The organism is Mycobacterium sp. E802, assembly GCF_001666875.1.
Taxonomy (GTDB): Bacteria; Actinomycetota; Actinomycetes; order Mycobacteriales; family Mycobacteriaceae; genus Mycobacterium.
In genome coordinates, this window is sequence record NZ_LZJD01000068.1 from 19661 (window position 1) to 39636 (window position 19976).

The following is a 19976-nucleotide window of genomic DNA, read 5'->3' on the forward strand; positions in this document are numbered from 1 at the left end:
GCCATCAGGGTCCGAGTTCAGCGCAATTGAGCCCAAAACCATCCGAGCGGATGTACAGTCCGGTTGGACATACATAGCGATATGTCCAACCTTGGTCTTTCGATCATCAACGACCGCCGAAGTGAAGGTTCGATGGGATTCTTGAAGCCCGATCTGCCCCAGGTCGATCGCGAACAGTGGCGCCAGGGAGGTCGCAGCGAGCGGATCAAGCCGATGGCGATTCATATCGCCGAGCGTGGGATGGGCAATCCAGACATCTTCTACGTCCTGTACACGCTGAAGATCGGGCTCTACATCCTCGGCGGTATCTGTTTTGCGCTGGCCACCAAGGGGATCGACGGATGGAGCCAGATCGATCACTGGTGGCATGAGCCCATCGTGTTTCAAAAGATTGCGCTGTGGACGCTGCTGTTCGAGGTTCTCGGGTTCGGCTGTGGTTTCGGCCCACTTACCGGCAAGATCGCACCACCCATGGGTTCGGTGCTGTATTGGCTACGGGCCGGAACGATCCGGCTTGCACCGTGGCCGAACCGAATTCCGTTCACTGCGGGTGATCGCCGTACCGGATTCGACGTGGTGCTGTACGCGGCGCTGTTGGCGGCGACGCTGCTGGCGTTGCTCTCCGACGGCGCGGGGCCGGTGCCGTCGCTCGGAACGTCGGTCGGTGTTATCGCGCCATGGAAGATCGCCGTGATATTGGCGATCCTGGGCCTGCTGGGCTTACGCGATAAGACCATCTTTCTGGCCGCGCGCGGCGAAGTGTACGGCGCGCTCGCGGTGACATTCCTGTTTACCGGCCCGAACATGATCGTCGCAGCCAAGCTCGTGATGCTCGCGATCTGGATCGGCGCGGCGACATCCAAGCTCAACCGCCACTTTCCGTTCGTGGTATCGACGATGATGGCGAACAATCCGCTGGTGCGACCGAAATGGTTGAAACGCTTGTTTTTCCGTGCGTTTCCCGACGACCTGCGGCCAAGTTGGATTCCGCGGTGGCTGGCCCATGGCGGCACGGTGATCGAAATGGGTGTGCCGGTCGTGCTTTTCTTCTCAGACGGCGGCACGGTCACTGCGATCGCGGCGACGGTGATGGTGGTCTTCCATCTGGTGATCTTGACGGCTATTCCGCTTGGTGTGCCGCTGGAGTGGAATGTGTTCATGATCTTCGCCATCGTGGCGCTGTTCGTCGACAAGGCGGCCATCGGGTGGCACGAAGTCACCCAGCCCTGGCCGATCGCGGCGTTGATGAGCGTCATCATAATTACTGTCGTCGTCGGCAATCTGTCCCCGGCAAGAGTGTCCTTTCTGCCCGGGATGCGTTACTACGCCGGCAATTGGGACAACTCCCAATGGTTCTTCACGGAAGAGGCCAGCCGCAAAATCACAGAACGTCGCATCGGGTTGGGTCTGCTCCAGCACAAGCAGCTCGAAAAGTTCTCCGGAGCCGATGGCGCCCAGGTGGCCCTGCATCTCGGGTACGCGTTCCGCGCCATGTTCGCGCATGGTCGTGCCCTGTTGACGTTGTGGGATCACGTAATCCCACCCGGTCGAGAGACTGACTACACCGTCATCGACGGTGAGACTGTGGCCGGTTACGCCATTGGATGGAGCTTCGGCGACGGACACTTGCACAACGAACAACTCGTAGCTGCGTTGCAGCAGCGGTGCGGTTTCGCGCCTGGCGAGTTGCGCATCCTGATGCTCGATGGGCAGGCCATCCACCATCAATGGCAGCAGTACCGGATTGTTGATGCCGCTTCCGGCGAGCTCGAGCGCGGTACCTTCCGCGTCGCCGACGTGGTCGATCGTCAACCGTGGGAACACGACGTCCCGATCACGGTCACCAGTACCCATGACGGACCGATCTCAGCAGAACTCAGCGGACCGATGCAAGGGGAACCAAATCCCATCTGAGCCCGCCTCGTCCTTTTCGTCCCAAGGGGTTTGGTGTGGTCGCATGGTGGCCGCGTCGGGGTGCATAGTGCCTCAGTTATCAGCGGTGTGAGGCGATCTCGGACTGCAGCACCGGCGCCACCCAGCGGCGCAAATAGGTGCGTAGCGTCTGGCCACTGCGCGGGGGCCGGCCTGGGTCGATCATGAACGATTGCAGGATCCGCAACATGTACTCGACCAGATCGTCGAGATCGTCATCGCTGAATCCCATTCCCGTCCAGTCAACGTCGAGACCGGCAAGCAGCGCGTGGCCGAACCGTACACAGGTATCGGAGGTAATGCGGGTGGACGCCTCAGTGAAATCATGCACGAGCATCACCTGGATCGCTCGTGCCTTCGGCAGCCACTCCAAGGTATAAGCCAGGCTTTCCACCAATGCCTCGACAGGATCGGTGATCCCGGTCAGGTGTTCGGCCAGAGGCTCAAGAAACCGCAGACCTGACCGGGTCGCTGCAGCATCCAGCAGTGCGCCGGGTCCGGGGAAATAGTTGTACACGGTCTGGCGTGACACACCTAATGAGCGTGCGACATCGACTATCCGCATGTCGACCCCGCGTTGCTCGATGGCGTCGTCGGCAGCATCGAGGATGCGGTTGACAGCTTCCTCATCAGTGGCCGGGGTCAATCCGCCCCATCCGCGGGTCCGCACGATCTGACTTTACCGTCGTTGGCACGGTCCGGGGACCGCGGCGCATTCACGAGCTGGTCTTTCGGCGCCGTGGAAACGTGATGTCAAACCGATATCTAGGGAATCAGCAGGGCCTTGGTGCAGTCAGGACTGCGCCGCGACACCATCTCATAGGCGTGCGGCGCCTGCTCCAAACTGTAGCGGTGGGTGATGATTCCTGACGTGTCCAAACGTCCCGCGAGGATCAGCGGCAGTAGCTCGCGCCACGCGCTTTGCACCGCGGCCATCGAGGCGCGCAACGTGATCGACTTGTACACCGCCTGCAACATCGGAAACGGGTAGGGCGCCACGTCGTGGATCCCCACCACCGAGATCGTGCCGCCGTTACGGACCGCGCCAATCGCGGAATCGAGCGAGGCATCCGTGGCCACGGCATCGATCACCACATCGACCCCGCGACCGTTGGTCGCTGCCGAGATCGCCGCGATGACGTCAGGACCGTCCACCGTCGTCGCGCCGTAGGCTTGGGCTCGAGCCCGCCGCCCTGCCACCGGATCGTAGGCGAAGACCGTGGCCGCACCCTGCTGCCACGCGCAGCGCACCGCGCACTGCCCGACCGCGCCCAAGCCCAGTATCAGCACGCTGTTGCCGGGACCAACCTCCCCGCGCCGAGCGGCCGTCCACGCGGTGGCCAAGTTGTCGGCCAGCAGCACGCCCTCCTCGTCAGTGATGTCCTCTGGGATCGGCAGCAAGGTGGCATCGGCAGCGGGAACCGCAAGCAACTCAGCCTGGGCGCCCGGAAGGGTCCCGCCGAAACCGAACAACTCCGAACCGTGCTCGCACGTCGCAGGGTCGCCTTCCGCACATCCGTGGCAGTGCCCGCACCCGGTGATGCACGACACCACTACCCGGTCTCCGAGTTTGACGCGACGCACGGCGTCACCGACTTCGGTGACCGTGCCCACTGCCTCATGCCCGATGGCCAGCCCGTCCACGGCCGGCAGATCACCGTCGTAGAAATGAAGATCCGACCCGCAGATCCCGGTCGCCTCCACCGCCACGACCGCACCTTGCGGCCCCGGCAATGTGGGGTCGGGCCGCGCCGCGACTGCCACTGCCCCTCCGCCATCCATGATCACTGCACGCATTCCGTCTCCTTCGTCACCTAGGCACCCTTGCGTACAGCATGTTAAGCGACGAATGGACGCAATTCCGAAACTGTCAATCCAAAACTTTCGTCGCCGTCCGCAGCTCCTCAACCAGGCCGGGATGCGCACGGGCGCAACCAGAAGCGCCACCACTGGACACTATTGGACACTATTGACATTGTGTCCATCCGATCGTTAGCCTCAGCACTATTCCCAACTCATGCCGAGAACCTCGTTCGTATTCGCATCAGTGGCTGACCCCCGAGCGTGCACCGCACACCGTTTACCTCGAGACCGGCGACAAGCTCGTCGGTTCCACCACGGAAGGACGCCGAGATGAACACCGCAGACCAGGTCGAGGTTGCGATCATCGGAGCCGGGCCGGGCGGGATCGCAGCGGGTCACCTGTTGCAGACGCGTGGGATCACCGATTTCGTGATCCTGGAACGCGGCAGTGACTTCGGTGGAACCTGGCGGGACAACCATTACCCCGGCCTGGCAGTCGACATCCCGATCTTCTGGTACGAACTGTCATTCGCGCGCAACCGGCATTGGAGCCGCCTTTTCGCCCCAGGCCCCGAGATCCAGCGGTACCTCACCGACACCGCTCGGCGCTGCGGCCTCTACCCACACCTGCGTACTGACGCCGAAGTCACCCGCCAGGTGTGGGACGGCGCTGCCGGTGTCTGGCGGCTGACGCTGCGCGACGGCACCGAGATCACCGCACGGTTCGTGATCAGTTCGGTCGGCGGCTACATCAACGCCAAACCGACCACTGACATCGCCGGGATCGACCAGTTCGAGGGAACCGTGCTTCGCCCCAACGCCTGGGACGACACCTTTGACACCGCCGGCAAAAGAGTGGCGGTGATCGGTACGGGATCTAGTGGCGCACAAATAGTCTCGGCCCTTTCGGGCCGGGTGGCCCGTCTGGATGTGTACCAGCGCACGCCGCACTGGATCCTGCCGAAGGTCGACTTCACCATGGCCGGTTTCCGGGGCAAGCTGCTGGGCCTGCCGCTCGTGCGTGGGGCGATCCACCACGCCGGACGGTTGGCGTTCGATGTGCTGCTTCTCGTGCCGATTGTGCATTTGATGTCGGCGATACCCGACCGTGTGCTGAGGCGTCTGTTACGCGGCTACGACGTCATGTCGCGTTGGGGATTCCGAATGCTGCTGCGCGCGGTGGTCCACGACAAGACGGCCCGCACCAAACTGCTTCCGCCACACGGCATTCTCGCCAAACGACCGATCATCTCCAGTAGCTACCTGCCCGCGTTCAACGAGCCGACCACACACCTGATCACCACTCCCATCGACGCGGTCACCTCTGCCGGCGTCCGCACGGTGGACGGCGTCCAGCGCGACGTGGACCTCATCGTGACAGCCACCGGATATGAGATGTGGACTGACCCGGAGACGTATCTCCCAGGCACCATCATCGGCACCGACGGGTTCGACCTCGCCGAGGACTACCGAAAGCACGGGTTGCGCAGTTTCGCCGGCACCGCCCATCCCCGGCTACCCAACCGCTGGGAGATTGTCGGACCGCTGGGCTTCGTCGGGGTCGGCTGGACCGATTTCGTCGAGATGATGGCCGGTCACGCCGTGCGTGTGATCGAGCAGACGCGTCGTACGGGTCGCGACGCCGTCGCCGCAGTGACCGAAACCGCATTCGAGGCCTACGACGCGCGTATGCGCCGTGCGGGCAAAACCGCTCACGTGTACTTCACCCAGTGCAACGAAGGCACCAACACCTACTTCGTGAACTCACAGGGCGATACCGTCTACCACCGGCCGCAAACCATCCTCAGTGCGCGCCGCCAGGCACGATCGGCACCGACCCGCGACTACGGCTTTACGCGCAGACCCCCTGTAGCGCCCGTCGCTCCCTCCGCCGCCCAGGCGCAGACCTCGTGACAACAGTCGGGACACTGGCCAACACCGTGCGCGACTCCGGCACGATGATCGCCCGCGGTCTTCTCGCAGATCTGCGGCGCACCCGGGTCCGGCGCGCCGGACCTCGTGTCGCGCGCACGGTCTTCGACCCCACCGCACCGGAAAACATCGTGAACCCTTATCCGCAACTGGCGCAGTTGCGCGAACAGCCGGTGGCGGTAAACGAACGGCTCAACGTATGGATGCTGGCCCGCCACGCCGATGTCCTCGCCGCTGCCCGCGCTCACGACGCCTTGTCTTCCGCTGACGGGATTTTGCTGCGTTCTATGCCGCTGCCCGGTGTGGTCAGCAGTGACGAGCCCGACCACACCAGATTGCGACGCATCACCGCCCCGTCGTTCACCCCCGGCGCGGTGCGCGGGCTCGAAGCCATTCTCGGAGAGTTGGTCGAACCCAGTGTGGCGGCATTGATGCGTGGAGAGCCGATCGATGCCGTCGACGCCCTGACGGTGCCGCTGCCGGTGTCGGCGATCGCGCTGATTCTGGGTGTGGAGTCGTCGCGGCGCGGCGAATTTCTGAAGTACTCCGAGGATTTCCGTTCCGTCTTCGCCGTCAGTTCGCTGGCAGAGGTGGCCAGATCCACCGGCAGAGCGCTGCCCGGTATGTTGGCGATGCGCGCGCTGATCATCGATGAGCTGGATCGGCGCATCGCCTCGCCTACCGACGACGTGTTCGGCCGAGTTCGCCAAGCGCTCGACGAGGGTGATATGTCGATGTTGGAAGCTCTCACCGCGACGCTTATTCTGCTGGTGGCGGGCAGTGAAACGACCACCAATCTGTTGGGAATACTGCTGATTCAGCTCGCAACCAATCCTGAGCTCTTCGATCGGTTGCGCGAAGATCGCGACCTGATCCCTGCGGCCACAGAGGAAGCGCTGCGATGGGGCTCACCGGTGCAATGGGTGGCCCGGACTGCGTTGCGCGCGTACCAGGTCGGTGAGCACACCATTCCAGCCCGGTCCCGGGTGGTGCTTTTCTATGCCGGCGCCAACCGTGATCCCGCGCAATTTGACCGGCCAGACGAGTTCGACATCGACCGCGGCTCCGCTGGGCATGTCACCTTCGGCCATGGAGCGCATTTCTGCATGGGTGCCCATTTGGCGCGGCTGGAGGTGCGGGTGGCGCTGAACAAGATCCTCGACCAGGCCCGAGGGCTGAGGCTGGCCGGGCCCGTTGTCTGGACTACCACTCCATCGTTGTCGGGGCCGACATCCGTGCCGATCCGAGTGGTGCGATGACCAGTCAATGCTCGCCAGGCATCGATGCCATCATCCACAAGCGGTCTGATGCCTACCTGATCGTCATGGCGGGGCTCTGGGTGACGGCGCTACCCGCCCACTTCTCGAGCGACACCGACACCTCAAGTGCGGCTCCCCCACTCGGGAGCTTGCCCTACGTCATCGTGTGCTTCGTGTTGGCCGCGCTGACTGTCGCTGCGGTCTCGATTACCGGCCGTCCAACGGTCGCCGACGAGCCCGACACGTCGGAAGACGTGACGGCTGCAGGTCACGGAAGGAACGAAAACCAATGACGGACTTGGAGATTCGTCGAATTCGGTTCGACTTCGACGAGGCGCCCGTGCCGTTTAACTGGAACCCCACCAATCCAGCTTTCTCCACCTATATGAACATGGTGTCGATCATCGCCATCTGCTTCGAGAAGATGATCGTCTCGGCGGTACGAGAGGCAATGCCGCACATCGACGACTCCGATGTCGCCGCGGAGGCTGAGGCATTCCTGCGGCAAGAAGCCCAACATGCCAGCGCTCATCGCCAACATGTGCGCGCCTTGATCCGCAGTCATCCGGGCCTGCAGCAAACCTTGGATGATTCGGTTGCCGCCTACGATCGTCTCACCGCCACGACTCCTCTGCAGTATCGCCTCGCCTACATCGCCGATCTGGAAGCCACGTTCACGCCGTTCTTCAAGATGCTGCTCGACCATGACGACACTCTCTTCCGGCCAGGTGATGATCGCGTGGCGTCATTGTTGGTGTGGCACTTCGTCGAAGAAGTTGAGCATCGTAGTTCGGCATTGGTCATCTACGACGCGGTTGTCGGCAGTAAAACCTACCGCATGCGCGTTCTGCCGAAGGTCGTACGGCATCTGTTCGAAGTGACCACGCTGATCACCAACGGGATCAATGAACATGTGCCGCTGGCAGAACGGGCAATCGATACCAACACCATCAAGCCGCTCAATGGCTTTGTGCAAGCTCTACGTACCAAACTGCAAGGCCGGGGACGAGCCGAGACCGAGATACACCCGGCATTCCATCAGATTTCCTGGAAGAACAAGACTGTCACGATCTCACGAGTACTCATGAGCCAGACGCCTTTTCACAATCCCGCGCACGAGCCGTTGCCCGACCTCGCCGACGTGTGGTTCGCCCGATACGCCGATGGCGAAGATGTCAGCAGGTGGTACGCCGGCTACTCGCCGGAACAGAGCACCGGCGAGTGACCGACGAACTGGCAGGCACTGCCAAACGCACCTGCCGAAGGGTCAACCCTTGTATGGAATGGCGTTGACGTAACCACCTGCGTCGATGCGCAATTGTGTACCGGTGATGTACCGCGAGGCGTCACTGGCCAGGAACACCACCGCCTCCGAGACGTCCGCGGGCTCGATGTACGGAACCGGCATGGCCTGCATCAGGTGGAATGAGGGTTCGGCGTCCTCGCGTGACGGCGATTCGAGGTCGGGCCGAAACACCTTGTACATACCCTCGTTGTGCAGCATGTCGGTGTTCACGTTCGTCGGATGCACCGCATTGACGCGGATCTTTCGCTTCGCCAACTGCAGCGCGAGATCGTTGACGTATCGTGCGACGATTTGCTTTGCCAAGCTGTACGCCGAGCCGCCGGGCCCCTGCTTGGTCGAACTGCCCAGTTGTGCGGCCAATGAACCCGTCGCGATGATCGAGCCCCCATCGCTGATATGTGGCAGGCTCGCTTGGATCACATTGAAAACTCCGACCAGGTCGGTGTCGATAGTGTCGGACCAAGATTGGATGGTCTGACCTTTGCCCATCGCGCAGATGCCGGCGTTGGCCACGACGATGTCCAAACTGCCCATCTCGCTGACGGCGTCGCCGATCGTCGTCCAAACGGCGGCGCGCTCGCGCACATCCACGATCGCCGTATGGGCACGTACGCCCTCCTTCTCGACCAATCTGGCGGTTGCCTCAAGATCTTCTGGCCGCGACAGTGGATATGTGTTGCCCTCCAAGTCGGCGCAGATATCCAGAGCGATGATGTTCGCGCCCTCCGCGGCCAGGTGCACGGCGTGTGAACGTCCCTGCCCCCGGGCCGCTCCGGAGACCACGGCGACCTTATTGCTCAGTTTCCCCACGGTAAATCCTTCCTGAGAATCGCGAAAGCTACTCTCTTGCAACTTTTTTTGCCGAAGTGTGGCGATCGCATGCTTTCCCAACTGCCGCTGGGCTCTTGCTCGCCCGGCGGTGCACAACCGCTCGTCAAATAACTGTAAGCCTTACAGTAGTGCACTTCAACAGAGTGCAGCTCGGGTCTCCGGTAGAAGCGTCACTTATCAGCCCTACAAAGGCATGACGCACCGCGGCAGGAAGGCCTGCAGCACCGCTCGGTCGCCCCCGTCCTCGGGCCGGCCGGGCTCTACGGTCAGGCTTATGCAGATACGAACCACCCACTGTGCCTGCGTCTCAGCTGTCACATCGGTGCGAACAGCGCCGGCCGCGGCGGCCGCGGCCAGGCGCCGCCCGAACGCCTCATAGAGTCGGCTCCGCCAGGCTTCAGATGCCGCGGCCACCGTTTGGGCGTAGGGCAATTCGTTGCGATCGATCATCGCGCGCATCGCCGGCAGGTCACGTGCCACCGATATCCCGACGACGCAAGCGTCGACAAGTTGGTCGATGAACGGACTGTCGGTGGTCCAGCACGTCTCGGCGGCTTCGAGCACGATCGACGCGGCGCGCAGGTAGCACGCGGTCAGGACTTCATCCCGGTTTCGGAAGTAGCTATAGATCGTGGTGCGGTGAATACCGGCACGAGTCGCTATGTGCGCCATCTTCGTTCGGCTCGGACCCAACTCCGCATAGCACTGCTCGGCGGCATCGAGTAGGCGAGATCGCGCGTCGGCTTCGTCCACTGGGAGGTCGGCGCCCCAGGCGGGCGATCGACGGCCATCGGCATTACTCAACGCTGACGGAGACACTCGGTCAGCATAACGACAGAAATTCAGGTTTCGTAGTTGGAACTACAGTTTTTGTGGGAGTGTTGTTCAGCAAGCCGAACCAGAAGTGCTTCGAGGAGACCCATATGTCGATGGACATCCACACCACCTGCGCACATCAGTTCCGGGATTTCGACCACCACTCACTGGACTTCCAGCGCGCACCACACGAACTGCTTGCCGGCATGCGCCGGGCATGCCCATTGCAGCGCTCGGACCGTTACGGTGGGTTCTGGTCGTTACTGGACTACCAGTCGGTTTTCGACGCCGCTCGCGACGACGACACATTCAGTTCCTATCCCTCGATCGGCGTACCGCCTGCACCGGCGCCCATCCCGATGCCGCCGATCGAGTCAGACCCACCGCAGACCGGTCAGTTTCGCGAGATCACCCTGCGTTACTTCTCCCCCGGTGCGGCCGAACGACTTCGTCCGTGGACTCGTCGAGCGGCCAGGGAAATGGTCGACGAGTTCATCGAGCGCGGTCATTGCGATATTGTCGCCGAACTCACAAACCCATTGCCCGCCAAGCTGATTTTGCACATGCTTGGTTTCGATGAGTCCAATTATCTGACCTGGGTCGGTTGGGTACACGCCTTCGTACACAACATCGCCAGCGACACGGGCGCCGCACAACAGGCCGGTATCGACCTCATGACCGAGATCGGTGCTCAAATGCAGGCGCGCCGGGCCACAGACGTCACGGGCGACGACTTGTTCGGCGCGATACTGTCCGGACAACTCGACGGCAAGCAACTCGACGACATGCAAATCACCATGTACACATTCATGCTGATGCTAGGCGGAATGGACACCACCAGTGGCCTGACCGGCAACAGCCTCATCGCCCTGATGGAACGTCCGGACTTGCGCGCACAATTGCTCGACGACCCTCAGCTGATCATGTCGGCGACCGAGGAGTTCCTCCGCCACTGCACACCTACCCTTGGGCTGGGTCGAATAATCAAAAGCGACACAGAATTTCACGGTCAGCATCTGAAGGCGGGTGAACGAGCCATGCTCATGTGGGCGGCGGCCAATCGGGACCCCGCAGTCTTCGATGATCCCGACACCGTCGATTTCGCTCGGCCGAACAGCCGGCGCCACATGGCCTTCGGGGTTGGCATCCACCGCTGCATGGGTTCACATATTGCGCGAATGATGTTCCAGGAGATGATGTGCGAGGTCCTGGAGCGCATTCCGGACTTTGAATTGGCCGGCGAGATCGTCCGTTTCGAGAACGCGGGAAACGTCTACGCCGCCCGCAGCCTGCCGATCGTGTTCACGCCGGGTAAGCGCGTGGGCGCCGTTGAGATGGAGCACCACTGATGCCCAGGATTGAACTCGATGAGCACCACTGTGCCGGACATGCATTGTGCAACGCCGTCGCGCCACAGATCTACCACCTCAACGAGCAGGGGTACTGCCTGCCGCCTCCTGAGCACATCGACGAATCATCGCGGGCGGCTGCGCTCGCCGGCGCGGAAGCGTGTCCGGAGAGGGCGTTGACTGTCCTCGACGATTGACTCGCCGGCGGCCTGTGGTGTGCGATGCCGGGCCGACGAACGACTCACACCAGTGTCGCGTCCAGCGTGCGGCCGGAGAATCAGAAGAGAGCCGCTGATTACCTGTTGGAGCCGTCGGTCACACCGTTTGGTGAGTGGCAGATGCCGACGATAAATCGTTGGGGGCCATGCGAAGTGGAGCAGTGATGAGTAAAGTTCGACCATGCTCGACTCATACCCCACCGATTTGAGACCCGGTGATGTAATCGGACGCCACGATCATCCCGAAGAACGCCTGATGTTCCTGGGCATAAGCCCGCCGGCGATGATGCCCACCGGCCGGGCACAGCCGGTCGACGCGCTGCTCTATGTGTTGTCGGTAGGTTTTGAGGACGGCACTGGTTTTGCACTGCCGTTATTCGAAGACGAAACGGTGGTGAAGTATCAGGCGGAGTGACGAACGTCGAGTCGGAACCCCGTTCAGTGCCGGTGCGGAGATGGTGTGGTCTGCCATGGTCGCCATCACGCCGGCCGGTGATTCCGGCGTGACCGGGGCCGCTCGACGCACCCTCGATCACGCCGGAATTCACTCTACTTGGGGGCGAAGCGCTGACCGCCGTCCAAGCGCAGGCACTGGCCGTTGAGCATCGGATTCTCGGCGATCGCCACGGCGAGCTTGGCGTACTCCTCGGGTTTGCCCAGCCGCTTGGGGAACGCGGCGTCCTTGGTCAGCACCGTGGCGAACTCGTCGGGGATGCCCTCGGTCAGGCCGGTAGCGAACAGGCTGGGCGCGATGGCCAATGTACGAATTCCCAAGCTGCCGAGATCCCTTGCCATGGTCAGGCACATGCCGGCGATGGCCGCCTTGGACGCGGTGTAGGCGACCTGGCCGATCTGACCCTCGAACGCCGCGATCGAGGCGGTGTTGATGATGACGCCGCGCTCCTCGGCCTCGGCATCGACCGGCTCGTTCTTGCTCATGTGCCAGGCCGCGAGCCGGCTGATGTTGAACGTGCCGATCAGATTGAGGTCGATGCTGGAGCGGAACGAATCCAGGCTGTGCGGGCCATCCTTCTTGATGGTGCGCTCGCCGATGCCGCCACCGGCCGTGGTAACTGCGATGTGCAGCCCGCCCAATGCGGAAACAGCCTGCTCAATGACCTTCTCCGTGCCGTCGAAGTCGGTGACGTCGACGGCGAAGAACGAGCCGCCGATCGCGTCGGCCACTTCCTGGCCCTTGGATTGGGGCCGGTCCAGCACGGCCACGCTGGCGCCACGCTTGGCCAATGCCTCGGCGGTGGCGCGGCCGAAGCCCGACGCGCCACCGACGACGATCGCCTTCTTGCCTTCGATCTCCATCTAGCTTCCTTTCCAAAAATGACCGAAATCGTAAAGCAACCTATCTCATCGAGCCTTCCCGTAAGCCTTTCGGGTAACTCCCGGCCCCGCGAGCGTGCGTGTTGTCTTCCGCCACGCCGTGCCGAAGCGACACTCAGCGCACGTTCACCACGGGCGGGCGTGCGGGAAATCCCCCGAGAGTGTCCGAGCCCCGTGGCACGCTGAGCAGGTGTTGCTTGCCGAAGTGGCCACCGCGTCCGCCGACGTCGCCACGACGTCGGCGCGCCTGGCCAAGACCAACCGGATCGCCACGCTGCTGAGCCTGGTCGCCGCGGAGGGCGACGCACGTTCGGTCGCAGTGACGGTGTCCTGGCTGTCCGGCGAACTCCCGCAACGCCAGATCGGCGTGGGATGGGCCGGTTTGCGGTCCCTTCCGGCGCCGGCGGAGCAACCCACGCTGACGGTCGACGACGTCGATGCACGCTTCACCCGGATCGGCGCGGTGGCCGGGAAGGGGTCGCAGGCGCTTCGCGCCGAGTTGGTTCGTGACCTGTTCGCCACAGCAACGCACGCCGAGCAGAACTTCCTGCGCAGGTTGCTCAGTGGCGAGTTGCGCCAGGGTGCCCTGTCCGGCGTGATGTCCGACGCCGTGGCGCGCGCGTCGGACATCCCTGTGGCCGAGATCCGTCGGGCAGCCATGCTCGCCGGTGATCTCTCCGCGGTCGCCGGCGCCGCCCTGGTAGACGGTCGTTCTGCCCTGGCCGAGTTCCAGTTGCAGGTCGGACGTCCGGTCGGGCCGATGCTCGCCCAGACCGCCACCGACGTGGGCGATGCACTCGAACGGCTCGGCGGAACAGCGATTCTGGAAGCCAAACTCGACGGGGCCCGGGTGCAGATCCACCGCTCCGGTGCGCAGGTGTGGATCTACACCCGCAGCCTCGACGACGTGACCCACCGGCTGCCCGAGGTGGTGGAGGCCACGCTGGCGTTGCCGGCCACCGATCTGATCGCCGACGCCGAGGCGATCGCGCTTCGCCCGAACGGACGTCCACAACCGTTTCAGGTGACCGCCGCCCGGTTCGGCAGTAAGAATCCGCGCGACCTGCAGCCGTTGTCGGTGTTCGTCTTCGATCTGTTGCATGTGGACGGCCGGGATCTGCTGGATCTGCCGACCGAGCAGCGGTTGGCAGAGCTCGATGCGCTCGTTCCGGGGAAGCACCGTGTCGATCGCATCGTCACCACCGATCCCGCGGCCGCGCAGGAGTTTCTCGACCGCACGCTGGCCGCCGGTCACGAGGGCGTGATGGCCAAGGCACCGAGCGCGGCCTACGAGGCCGGACGCCGCGGCGCCGGCTGGCTGAAGGTCAAGCCGGTGCACACGCTCGATCTGGTGGTGTTGGCCGTCGAGCGGGGGTCAGGCCGGCGCACCGGCAAGCTGTCCAACATCCATCTGGGCGCCAGAGATCCCGACACCGGCGGATTCGTGATGCTGGGCAAGACCTTCAAGGGCATGACCGATGCGATGCTGGACTGGCAGACCGAACGCTTCCGCGAATTGCAGGTCGACGACGACGGTTGGGTGGTCACCGTCCGGCCCGAACAGGTCGTCGAGATCGCCTTCGACGGAATCCAGCGGTCCACCCGTTACCCCGGTGGGATGGCGTTGCGATTCGCTCGCGTGATCCGTTACCGCGACGACAAGATGGCCGACCAGGCCGATACCGTCGAGACGGTGCGCGCACTGCACGAACGTGACTGACGCGCGAATCGGGGTTTCGATGCGCGCCGTTTGGCTCGATGAAAAGATCGTCACCGACGCATACGACACTGGGCGAGCGAGGAGAGAGCGTGGCAACACCGGATGCCCCACCGGCGGATCGCATCGAGGAGCACGACGGCGACGTCACCTATATCCGCACCGACAAAGACCTGCCACCGGTAGCGGTCGTCGACCGGTCCCCGATCACCGCCAAGCACAAGGCGATTTTCGCGGTCATCGCGGTGCTGGGCGCAATCGCCTGGGCGGTGATCGCCTTCTTCCGCGGGGAGACGGTCAACGCGGTGTGGTTCGTCATCGCCGCGATTTGCACCTACGTCATCGGCTTCCGGTTCTACGCCCGGCTGATCGAGATGAAGATCGTCCAGCCACGTGACGACAATGCCACTCCGGCAGAGCTTTTCGAGAACGGCACCGATTACATGCCGACCGACCGGCGGGTGCTGTTCGGCCACCACTTCGCCGCGATCGCCGGCGCGGGGCCGCTGGTCGGCCCGGTACTGGCCATGCAGATGGGGTATCTGCCGGGCACCATCTGGATCATCGTCGGCGCCGTCCTGGCCGGCTGCGTGCAGGACTACCTGGTGTTGTCGATCTCGGTGCGCCGGCGCGGACGCTCGCTGGGACAGATGGCGCGTGACGAGCTGGGTGCAGTCGGCGGCGTGGCAGCGATCGTCGGCGTGTTGGTGATCATGGTGATCCTGCTGGCGGTGCTGGCCCTGGTCGTGGTGAACGCTCTGGCCGAGAGCCCGTGGGGCGTGTTCTCGATCGCCATGACCATCCCGATCGCCATCTTCATGGGCCTGTACCTGCGCTTCTTCCGGCCCGGCCGGGTGTCGGAGGTCTCGCTGATCGGCGTGGCGCTGCTGTTGCTGGCCGTGGTCTCCGGTGGTTGGGTGGCCGAAACGTCGTGGGGCGCAGACTGGTTCACCCTGTCGAAGGTCACGCTGTCGTGGTGCATCATCATCTACGGACTGGCCGCCTCGGTGCTGCCGGTGTGGTTCCTGCTGGCGCCGCGCGACTACCTGTCGACGTTCATGAAAGTCGGCACCATCGCGCTGTTGGCCATCGGCATCCTGATCGCCCGGCCGGTGATGGAAGCCCCGGCGATCTCCCAGTTCGCCGGTAGCGGCACCGGCCCGGTGTTCGCCGGTTCGCTGTTCCCGTTCCTGTTCATCACGATCGCCTGCGGTGCGCTGTCGGGCTTTCACGCGCTGATCTCCTCGGGCACCACACCCAAGCTGCTGGAGAAGGAAAGTCAGATGCGGCTGATCGGATACGGCGGCATGCTCACCGAGTCCTTCGTCGCGATCATGGCCCTGATCACCGCGGCAATCCTCAACCAGCATCTCTACTTTGCGATCAATGCGCCCACGGCCGCCACCGGCACCACCGCGCAGACCGCCGCCGATTACGTCAACGGCCTTGGTCTGTCCGGTGATCCGATCACCGCACAGGAGATCACCGCGGCTGCCGAGGGAGTCGGTGAGCAGTCGATCGTGTCGCGCACCGGCGGCGCACCCACATTGGCGTTCGGCATGTCCGAGGTGCTGCACCAGGTGTTCGGCGGCGCGAGTCTCAAGGCGTTCTGGTACCACTTCGCGATCATGTTCGAGGCGTTGTTCATCCTCACCACGGTGGACGCCGGCACCCGGGTGGCCCGGTTCATGCTGTCCGACGGGCTGGGCAATTTCGGCGGGCCGCTGAAGAAGCTGCGCAATCCGAGCTGGCGGGTGGGCGCCTGGGCCTGCTCGATCATCGTGGTCGCCGCGTGGGGCTCCATCCTGCTGATGGGCGTGACCGATCCGCTGGGCGGCATCAACACCCTGTTCCCGCTGTTCGGTATCGCCAACCAACTGCTGGCGGCGATCGCGCTGACGGTGGTCACCGTCGTGGTGATCAAACGCGGACTGGTGAAATGGGCGTGGATTCCGGGGATACCGCTGCTGTGGGATCTGGTGGTGACGATGACGGCATCGTGGCAGAAGATCTTCTCGGCCGATCCCAAAGTCGGTTATTGGAAGCAGCATTCGCAGTACGTCGCCGCCAAGGAAGCCGGCCAGTCGTCGTTCGGGGCAGCCAAGACCCCCGACCAGATCGACGCCGTCATTCGCAACACGTTCATCCAAGGCACCCTGTCGATCGTCTTCGCCGTGCTGGTGCTGATCGTGTTCATCGCGGGCGTGGTCGTCGCGTTGCGGGCACTGCGGGGAAGCGGACGCGCCTTGGCCGTCGACGAGGAGGTGCCGTCGCGCATCTTCGCCCCGTCGGGCCTGATCGCCACATCGGTCGAGAAGGAGGTGCAGAAACAGTGGGACGCCTTGCCCGAAGCGCGCGCCGGGTCGCACGCCACATCGGCTGGTACTGCTCAACCTTGATGGGCGACAACCACTATCGCCGCTACGTCGCTCACCGGAAACGCACCCACCCCGGTGAACCGGTGCTCACCGAGCGCGACTACTGGAAGATGCGCCATCGCAACACGGAGGCCGATCCGGGCGCCCGCTGCTGCTGAACAGCCGGTCCTGAATGCGCATACTGTAACCTATTCAGTATGTCACTCTCCGGGAAGACGCTGTTCATCTCCGGCGCCAGCCGTGGCGTCGGGTTGGCCATCGCCAAGCGCGCCGCCGCTGACGGCGCCAACATCGCGCTGATCGCGAAGACCGCAGAACCGCATCCCAAACTTCCCGGCACCGTCTACACCGCCGCCAAGGACATCGAGGAAGTGGGCGGGCAGGCTCTGCCGATCGTCGGCGACATCCGCGACGAGGACGCCGTGGCGGAGGCCGTGACCAAGGCGGTCGCACAGTTCGGCGGCATCGACATCTGCGTCAACAATGCCTCGGCCATCAACACGGGCTCCATCGAGGAGGTGCCGCTCAAACGCTTCGACCTGATGAACGGCATTCAGGTCCGAGGCACCTACGCCGTGTCGCAGGCCTGCATCCCGCACATGAAGGGCCGCGAGAATCCGCACATCCTGACCCTCTCACCGCCAATCCGGCTCGAGCCGAAATGGCTGACACCGACGGCGTACATGATGGCGAAGTTCGGGATGTCCTTGTGTGCGTTGGCACTCGCCGAGGAGCTTCGACCGTACGGGATCGCTTCGAACACGCTGTGGCCGCGCACCTCGGTGGCCACCGCGGCGATCCGCAACCTGCGCGGCGGCGAGGAGTCGATGAAGCGCTCCCGACGCCCTGAGGTGTACTCCGATGCCGCCTATGCGGTGCTCAACCGGCCGTCACGCGACTACACCGGTCGCAGCCTGTTGTGCGAGGACGTGCTGCTCGAATCGGGCGTCACCGACCTCTCGGTCTATGACTGCGTACCTGGCGCCGATCTCCGGATCGACCTGTGGGTCGATACGGCCAATCCGCCTGGATACGTGGGGCCAACTCTGGACCCGATAACCACCCCCGAAGTTAAACTGTGAGCCATACCGTAAGGCAGTCGTGAATGGAGCGCGTTCGTGAATAAAGACGACATGATCCTGATCAGCGTGGACGACCACATCGTGGAACCACCTGACATGTTCAAGAATCACCTTCCGAAGAAGTACGTCGACGAGGCACCCAGGCTGGTGCACAACCCCGACGGCAGCGACACCTGGCAGTTCCGCGACATCGTCATTCCCAACGTCGCGCTCAACGCGGTCGCCGGCCGCCCCAAGGAGGAGTACGGCCTGGAGCCGCAGGGCCTCGACGAGATCCGCAAGGGCTGCTACAACGTCGACGAGCGCGTCAAGGACATGAACGCCGGCGGCATTCTCGGCTCGATCTGCTTCCCGTCGTTCCCGGGATTCGCCGGCCGCCTGTTTGCCACCGAGGACCACGAGTTCTCCCTGGCGCTGGTGCAGGCGTACAACGACTGGCACATCGACGAATGGTGCGGCGCCTACCCCGCGCGGTTCATCCCGATGGCGCTGCCGGTGATCTGGGATGCCGAAGCCTGCGCCGCCGAGGTACGTCGGGTGTCGAAGAAGGGCGTGCATGCCCTGACGTTCACCGAGAACCCGGCCACCTTGGGTTACCCCAGCTTCCATGACGACTACTGGACGCCGCTCTGGAAGGCGTTGTGCGACACCAACACCGTGCTCAACGTGCACATCGGATCGTCGGGCAAGCTGGCCATCACCGCCCCCGACGCGCCGTTGGACGTGATGATCACCCTGCAGCCGATGAACATCGTGCAGGCCGCGGCGGATCTGTTGTGGTCCAAGCCCATCAAGGACTACCCCGACCTCAAGGTGGGATTGTCCGAGGGCGGCACCGGCTGGATTCCGTACTTCCTGGAGCGCGTCGACCGTACCTACGAGATGCACTCGACCTGGACGCACCAGAACTTCGGCGGCAAGCTGCCCAGCGAGGTGTTCCGTGAGCACTTCCTGACCTGCTTCATCTCCGACCCGGTCGGGGTGGCGCTGCGCGACAAGATCGGTATCGACAACATCTGCTGGGAAGCCGATTACCCGCACAGCGACTCGATGTGGCCCGGTGCGCCCGAGGAGCTGTGGGAAGTGCTGACCGAGAACAACGTGCCTGACGACGACATCAACAAGATGACGTACGAGAATGCCATGCGCTGGTACTCGTTCGACCCGTTCAGCCACATCTCCCGCGAGCAGGCCACCGTCGGCGCGCTCCGCAAAGCCGCTGAGGGCCACGATGTCTCGATCCAGGCGCTGAGCCACCACGAGCAGGGCACCCGCGGAGACGCGCTGCATGCGGCAACCCGAGGCAACGCCGGCTCCGAGTAGTCACCTTTCTCCCGCGAACAATAGCTCCTATGTCAAGCCGCCGCTGATTGTGGCGGCTTGACTGGGTTTTGGTGGTCGTTGTGAAGTCCTGCGTCGTGGCGTAGGGCTTGGTAGACGCGGCGGGCGATGCGGCGTTTGACGCAGCGACGGGCCGCGGCTTTGGTTTTGCCGGCATCGCGCAGTTTCTGGAAGTAGATCTGCCCGGCGCTGCCGGTCATCCGGATCTGTGTCACCGCGATGCGATGGATGGCGGCGTTGAGTTGACGGTTACCAGCCCGGCTTAGCCGCATCTGCCCGGCGCTGGCGCCTGACCAGGCCGGGATGGGCGCGACGCCGGTGTGGCAGCCGAACGCGGCCTCGCTTTTGAACCGGCCGATGCCGGCGACCTCACCGAGGATCTTGGCCGCGGTCAGCTCCGCGCACCCGGGGATCTGCAGAAGAGTCGGAGCGTGCTGCTGGGCGCTGGCGGTCAACCGCTTGGCCAAGGCGTTGATCTCACCGGTGAGCCGGATGATGTCGCCCACCTCGGCACGGGCGATTTCAGCGACCACGCCCACTCGGTCGGCCAACCAGGCCATCAACGCCTTCTGATGCTTGAGCGCGGTCAGCGAACCCAAGGCCGCGGCCCACTCGGGATCCAGGTCATGAACATGCCACAGCACCCGGTTGATCGCTGAGGTGCGCTGGGCGCCGCG

General features: G+C 63.7%; 19 protein-coding genes. 13 read left to right on the forward strand and 6 right to left on the reverse strand.

Going from position 1 to position 19976, the window contains the following annotated elements:
• The first annotated feature begins 132 nt into the window (after positions 1-132).
• Entirely contained in the window at positions 133-1914 is a 1782-nt protein-coding gene (locus A5699_RS10420) for a DUF3556 domain-containing protein (protein WP_067768924.1), read from the forward strand.
• 79 nt (positions 1915-1993) lie between these two features.
• On the opposite strand, the gene A5699_RS10425 is transcribed toward A5699_RS10420, so the two are convergent.
• Both A5699_RS10425 and A5699_RS10430 read right to left on the reverse strand, forming a co-directional pair.
• Entirely contained in the window at positions 1994-2602 is a 609-nt protein-coding gene (locus A5699_RS10425; RefSeq protein ID WP_067768896.1) for a TetR/AcrR family transcriptional regulator, read from the reverse strand.
• A 95-nt stretch (positions 2603-2697) separates the two neighbouring features.
• Positions 2698-3729 (reverse strand): alcohol dehydrogenase catalytic domain-containing protein, encoded by a 1032-nt coding sequence (locus A5699_RS10430; RefSeq protein ID WP_067768898.1) that lies wholly within the window; start codon positions 3727-3729, stop codon positions 2698-2700.
• A gap of 336 nt (positions 3730-4065) precedes the next feature.
• Between A5699_RS10430 and A5699_RS10435 the strand changes: the two genes are divergently transcribed.
• The 4 genes from A5699_RS10435 to A5699_RS10450 are packed head-to-tail and all read left to right on the forward strand — an operon-like array spanning position 4066 to position 8151.
• Positions 4066-5649: an NAD(P)/FAD-dependent oxidoreductase gene (locus tag A5699_RS10435; RefSeq protein ID WP_067768899.1), complete on the forward strand. Its 1584-nt coding sequence runs from the start codon at positions 4066-4068 to the stop codon at positions 5647-5649.
• A complete protein-coding gene (locus A5699_RS10440; RefSeq protein WP_067768901.1) occupies positions 5646-6926 on the forward strand; it encodes a cytochrome P450 in 1281 nt (426 codons plus the stop codon). Before A5699_RS10435 ends, A5699_RS10440 begins: the two co-directional genes overlap by 4 nt.
• Positions 6923-7219 (forward strand): hypothetical protein, encoded by a 297-nt coding sequence (locus A5699_RS10445; protein WP_067768903.1) that lies wholly within the window; start codon positions 6923-6925, stop codon positions 7217-7219. The genes A5699_RS10440 and A5699_RS10445 overlap by 4 nt, the downstream gene beginning before the upstream one ends.
• Positions 7216-8151 carry a metal-dependent hydrolase gene (locus tag A5699_RS10450; protein ID WP_067768905.1) on the forward strand — a complete coding sequence of 312 codons (936 nt, stop codon included), beginning with the start codon at positions 7216-7218 and terminating at the stop codon, positions 8149-8151. The genes A5699_RS10445 and A5699_RS10450 overlap by 4 nt, the downstream gene beginning before the upstream one ends.
• A 42-nt stretch (positions 8152-8193) precedes the next feature.
• On the opposite strand, the gene A5699_RS10455 is transcribed toward A5699_RS10450, so the two are convergent.
• Both A5699_RS10455 and A5699_RS10460 read right to left on the reverse strand, forming a co-directional pair.
• Positions 8194-9042, reverse strand: a complete 849-nt coding sequence (locus A5699_RS10455) for a mycofactocin-coupled SDR family oxidoreductase (RefSeq protein WP_067768906.1) — start codon at positions 9040-9042, stop codon at positions 8194-8196.
• A gap of 204 nt (positions 9043-9246) precedes the next feature.
• Positions 9247-9882 carry a TetR/AcrR family transcriptional regulator gene (locus A5699_RS10460; protein WP_067768908.1) on the reverse strand — a complete coding sequence of 212 codons (636 nt, stop codon included), beginning with the start codon at positions 9880-9882 and terminating at the stop codon, positions 9247-9249.
• A 104-nt stretch (positions 9883-9986) separates the two neighbouring features.
• On the opposite strand from A5699_RS10460, the gene A5699_RS10465 reads away from it, so the two are divergent.
• The 3 genes from A5699_RS10465 (at position 9987) to A5699_RS10475 (ending at position 11861) form a co-directional block, all read left to right on the forward strand.
• Entirely contained in the window at positions 9987-11228 is a 1242-nt protein-coding gene (locus tag A5699_RS10465; protein WP_082957657.1) for a cytochrome P450, read from the forward strand.
• Positions 11228-11425, forward strand: a complete 198-nt coding sequence (locus A5699_RS10470; protein WP_067768910.1) for a ferredoxin — start codon at positions 11228-11230, stop codon at positions 11423-11425. The genes A5699_RS10465 and A5699_RS10470 overlap by 1 nt, the downstream gene beginning before the upstream one ends.
• 202 nt (positions 11426-11627) lie before the next feature.
• Complete coding sequence (locus tag A5699_RS10475; protein WP_067768912.1) at positions 11628-11861, forward strand: hypothetical protein; 234 nt, start codon at positions 11628-11630, stop codon at positions 11859-11861.
• Positions 11862-11995: 134 nt separating this feature from the next.
• On the opposite strand, the gene A5699_RS10480 is transcribed toward A5699_RS10475, so the two are convergent.
• The gene (locus tag A5699_RS10480) at positions 11996-12763 is read right to left on the reverse strand and encodes an SDR family NAD(P)-dependent oxidoreductase (protein WP_067768914.1); all 768 of its coding nucleotides are present in this window, start codon (positions 12761-12763) and stop codon (positions 11996-11998) included.
• 208 nt (positions 12764-12971) lie between these two features.
• Here A5699_RS10480 and A5699_RS10485 point away from each other — a divergent pair, with 208 nt between their 5' ends.
• From A5699_RS10485 to A5699_RS10500, 5 genes are all read left to right on the forward strand, one after another.
• Positions 12972-14501, forward strand: a complete 1530-nt coding sequence (locus A5699_RS10485; RefSeq protein ID WP_067768916.1) for an ATP-dependent DNA ligase — start codon at positions 12972-12974, stop codon at positions 14499-14501.
• Positions 14502-14590: 89 nt separating this feature from the next.
• Positions 14591-16897 carry a carbon starvation CstA family protein gene (locus A5699_RS10490; protein ID WP_067768918.1) on the forward strand — a complete coding sequence of 769 codons (2307 nt, stop codon included), beginning with the start codon at positions 14591-14593 and terminating at the stop codon, positions 16895-16897.
• Positions 16897-17034 (forward strand): YbdD/YjiX family protein, encoded by a 138-nt coding sequence (locus A5699_RS28435; RefSeq protein ID WP_231965674.1) that lies wholly within the window; start codon positions 16897-16899, stop codon positions 17032-17034. The genes A5699_RS10490 and A5699_RS28435 overlap by 1 nt, the downstream gene beginning before the upstream one ends.
• Positions 17035-17073: 39 nt before the next feature.
• Entirely contained in the window at positions 17074-17958 is an 885-nt protein-coding gene (locus A5699_RS10495) for an NAD(P)-dependent oxidoreductase (RefSeq protein ID WP_067768920.1), read from the forward strand.
• A gap of 36 nt (positions 17959-17994) precedes the next feature.
• Positions 17995-19281: an amidohydrolase family protein gene (locus A5699_RS10500; RefSeq protein ID WP_067768922.1), complete on the forward strand. Its 1287-nt coding sequence runs from the start codon at positions 17995-17997 to the stop codon at positions 19279-19281.
• 32 nt (positions 19282-19313) lie between these two features.
• Here A5699_RS10500 and A5699_RS10505 read toward each other — a convergent pair.
• Positions 19314-19976, reverse strand: a 663-nt coding sequence (locus A5699_RS10505; RefSeq protein ID WP_157561189.1) for a transposase, incomplete at its 5' end; no start/stop codon positions are given.

What these genes read in the sequence shown, in the direction of transcription:
- A5699_RS10420 (WP_067768924.1), top strand. Translation starts at nt 133, where the DNA reads ATGGGATTCTTGAAGCCCGATCTGCCCCAGGTCGATCGCGAACAGTGG.
- A5699_RS10430 (WP_067768898.1), bottom strand. Translation starts at nt 3,729, where the DNA reads ATGCGTGCAGTGATCATGGATGGCGGAGGGGCAGTGGCAGTCGCGGCG.
- A5699_RS10435 (WP_067768899.1), top strand. Translation starts at nt 4,066, where the DNA reads ATGAACACCGCAGACCAGGTCGAGGTTGCGATCATCGGAGCCGGGCCG.
- A5699_RS10445 (WP_067768903.1), top strand. Translation starts at nt 6,923, where the DNA reads ATGACCAGTCAATGCTCGCCAGGCATCGATGCCATCATCCACAAGCGG.
- A5699_RS10450 (WP_067768905.1), top strand. Translation starts at nt 7,216, where the DNA reads ATGACGGACTTGGAGATTCGTCGAATTCGGTTCGACTTCGACGAGGCG.
- A5699_RS10465 (WP_082957657.1), top strand. Translation starts at nt 9,987, where the DNA reads ATGTCGATGGACATCCACACCACCTGCGCACATCAGTTCCGGGATTTC.
- A5699_RS10470 (WP_067768910.1), top strand. Translation starts at nt 11,228, where the DNA reads ATGCCCAGGATTGAACTCGATGAGCACCACTGTGCCGGACATGCATTG.
- A5699_RS10475 (WP_067768912.1), top strand. Translation starts at nt 11,628, where the DNA reads ATGCTCGACTCATACCCCACCGATTTGAGACCCGGTGATGTAATCGGA.
- A5699_RS10480 (WP_067768914.1), bottom strand. Translation starts at nt 12,763, where the DNA reads ATGGAGATCGAAGGCAAGAAGGCGATCGTCGTCGGTGGCGCGTCGGGC.
- A5699_RS28435 (WP_231965674.1), top strand. Translation starts at nt 16,897, where the DNA reads ATGGGCGACAACCACTATCGCCGCTACGTCGCTCACCGGAAACGCACC.
- A5699_RS10495 (WP_067768920.1), top strand. Translation starts at nt 17,074, where the DNA reads ATGTCACTCTCCGGGAAGACGCTGTTCATCTCCGGCGCCAGCCGTGGC.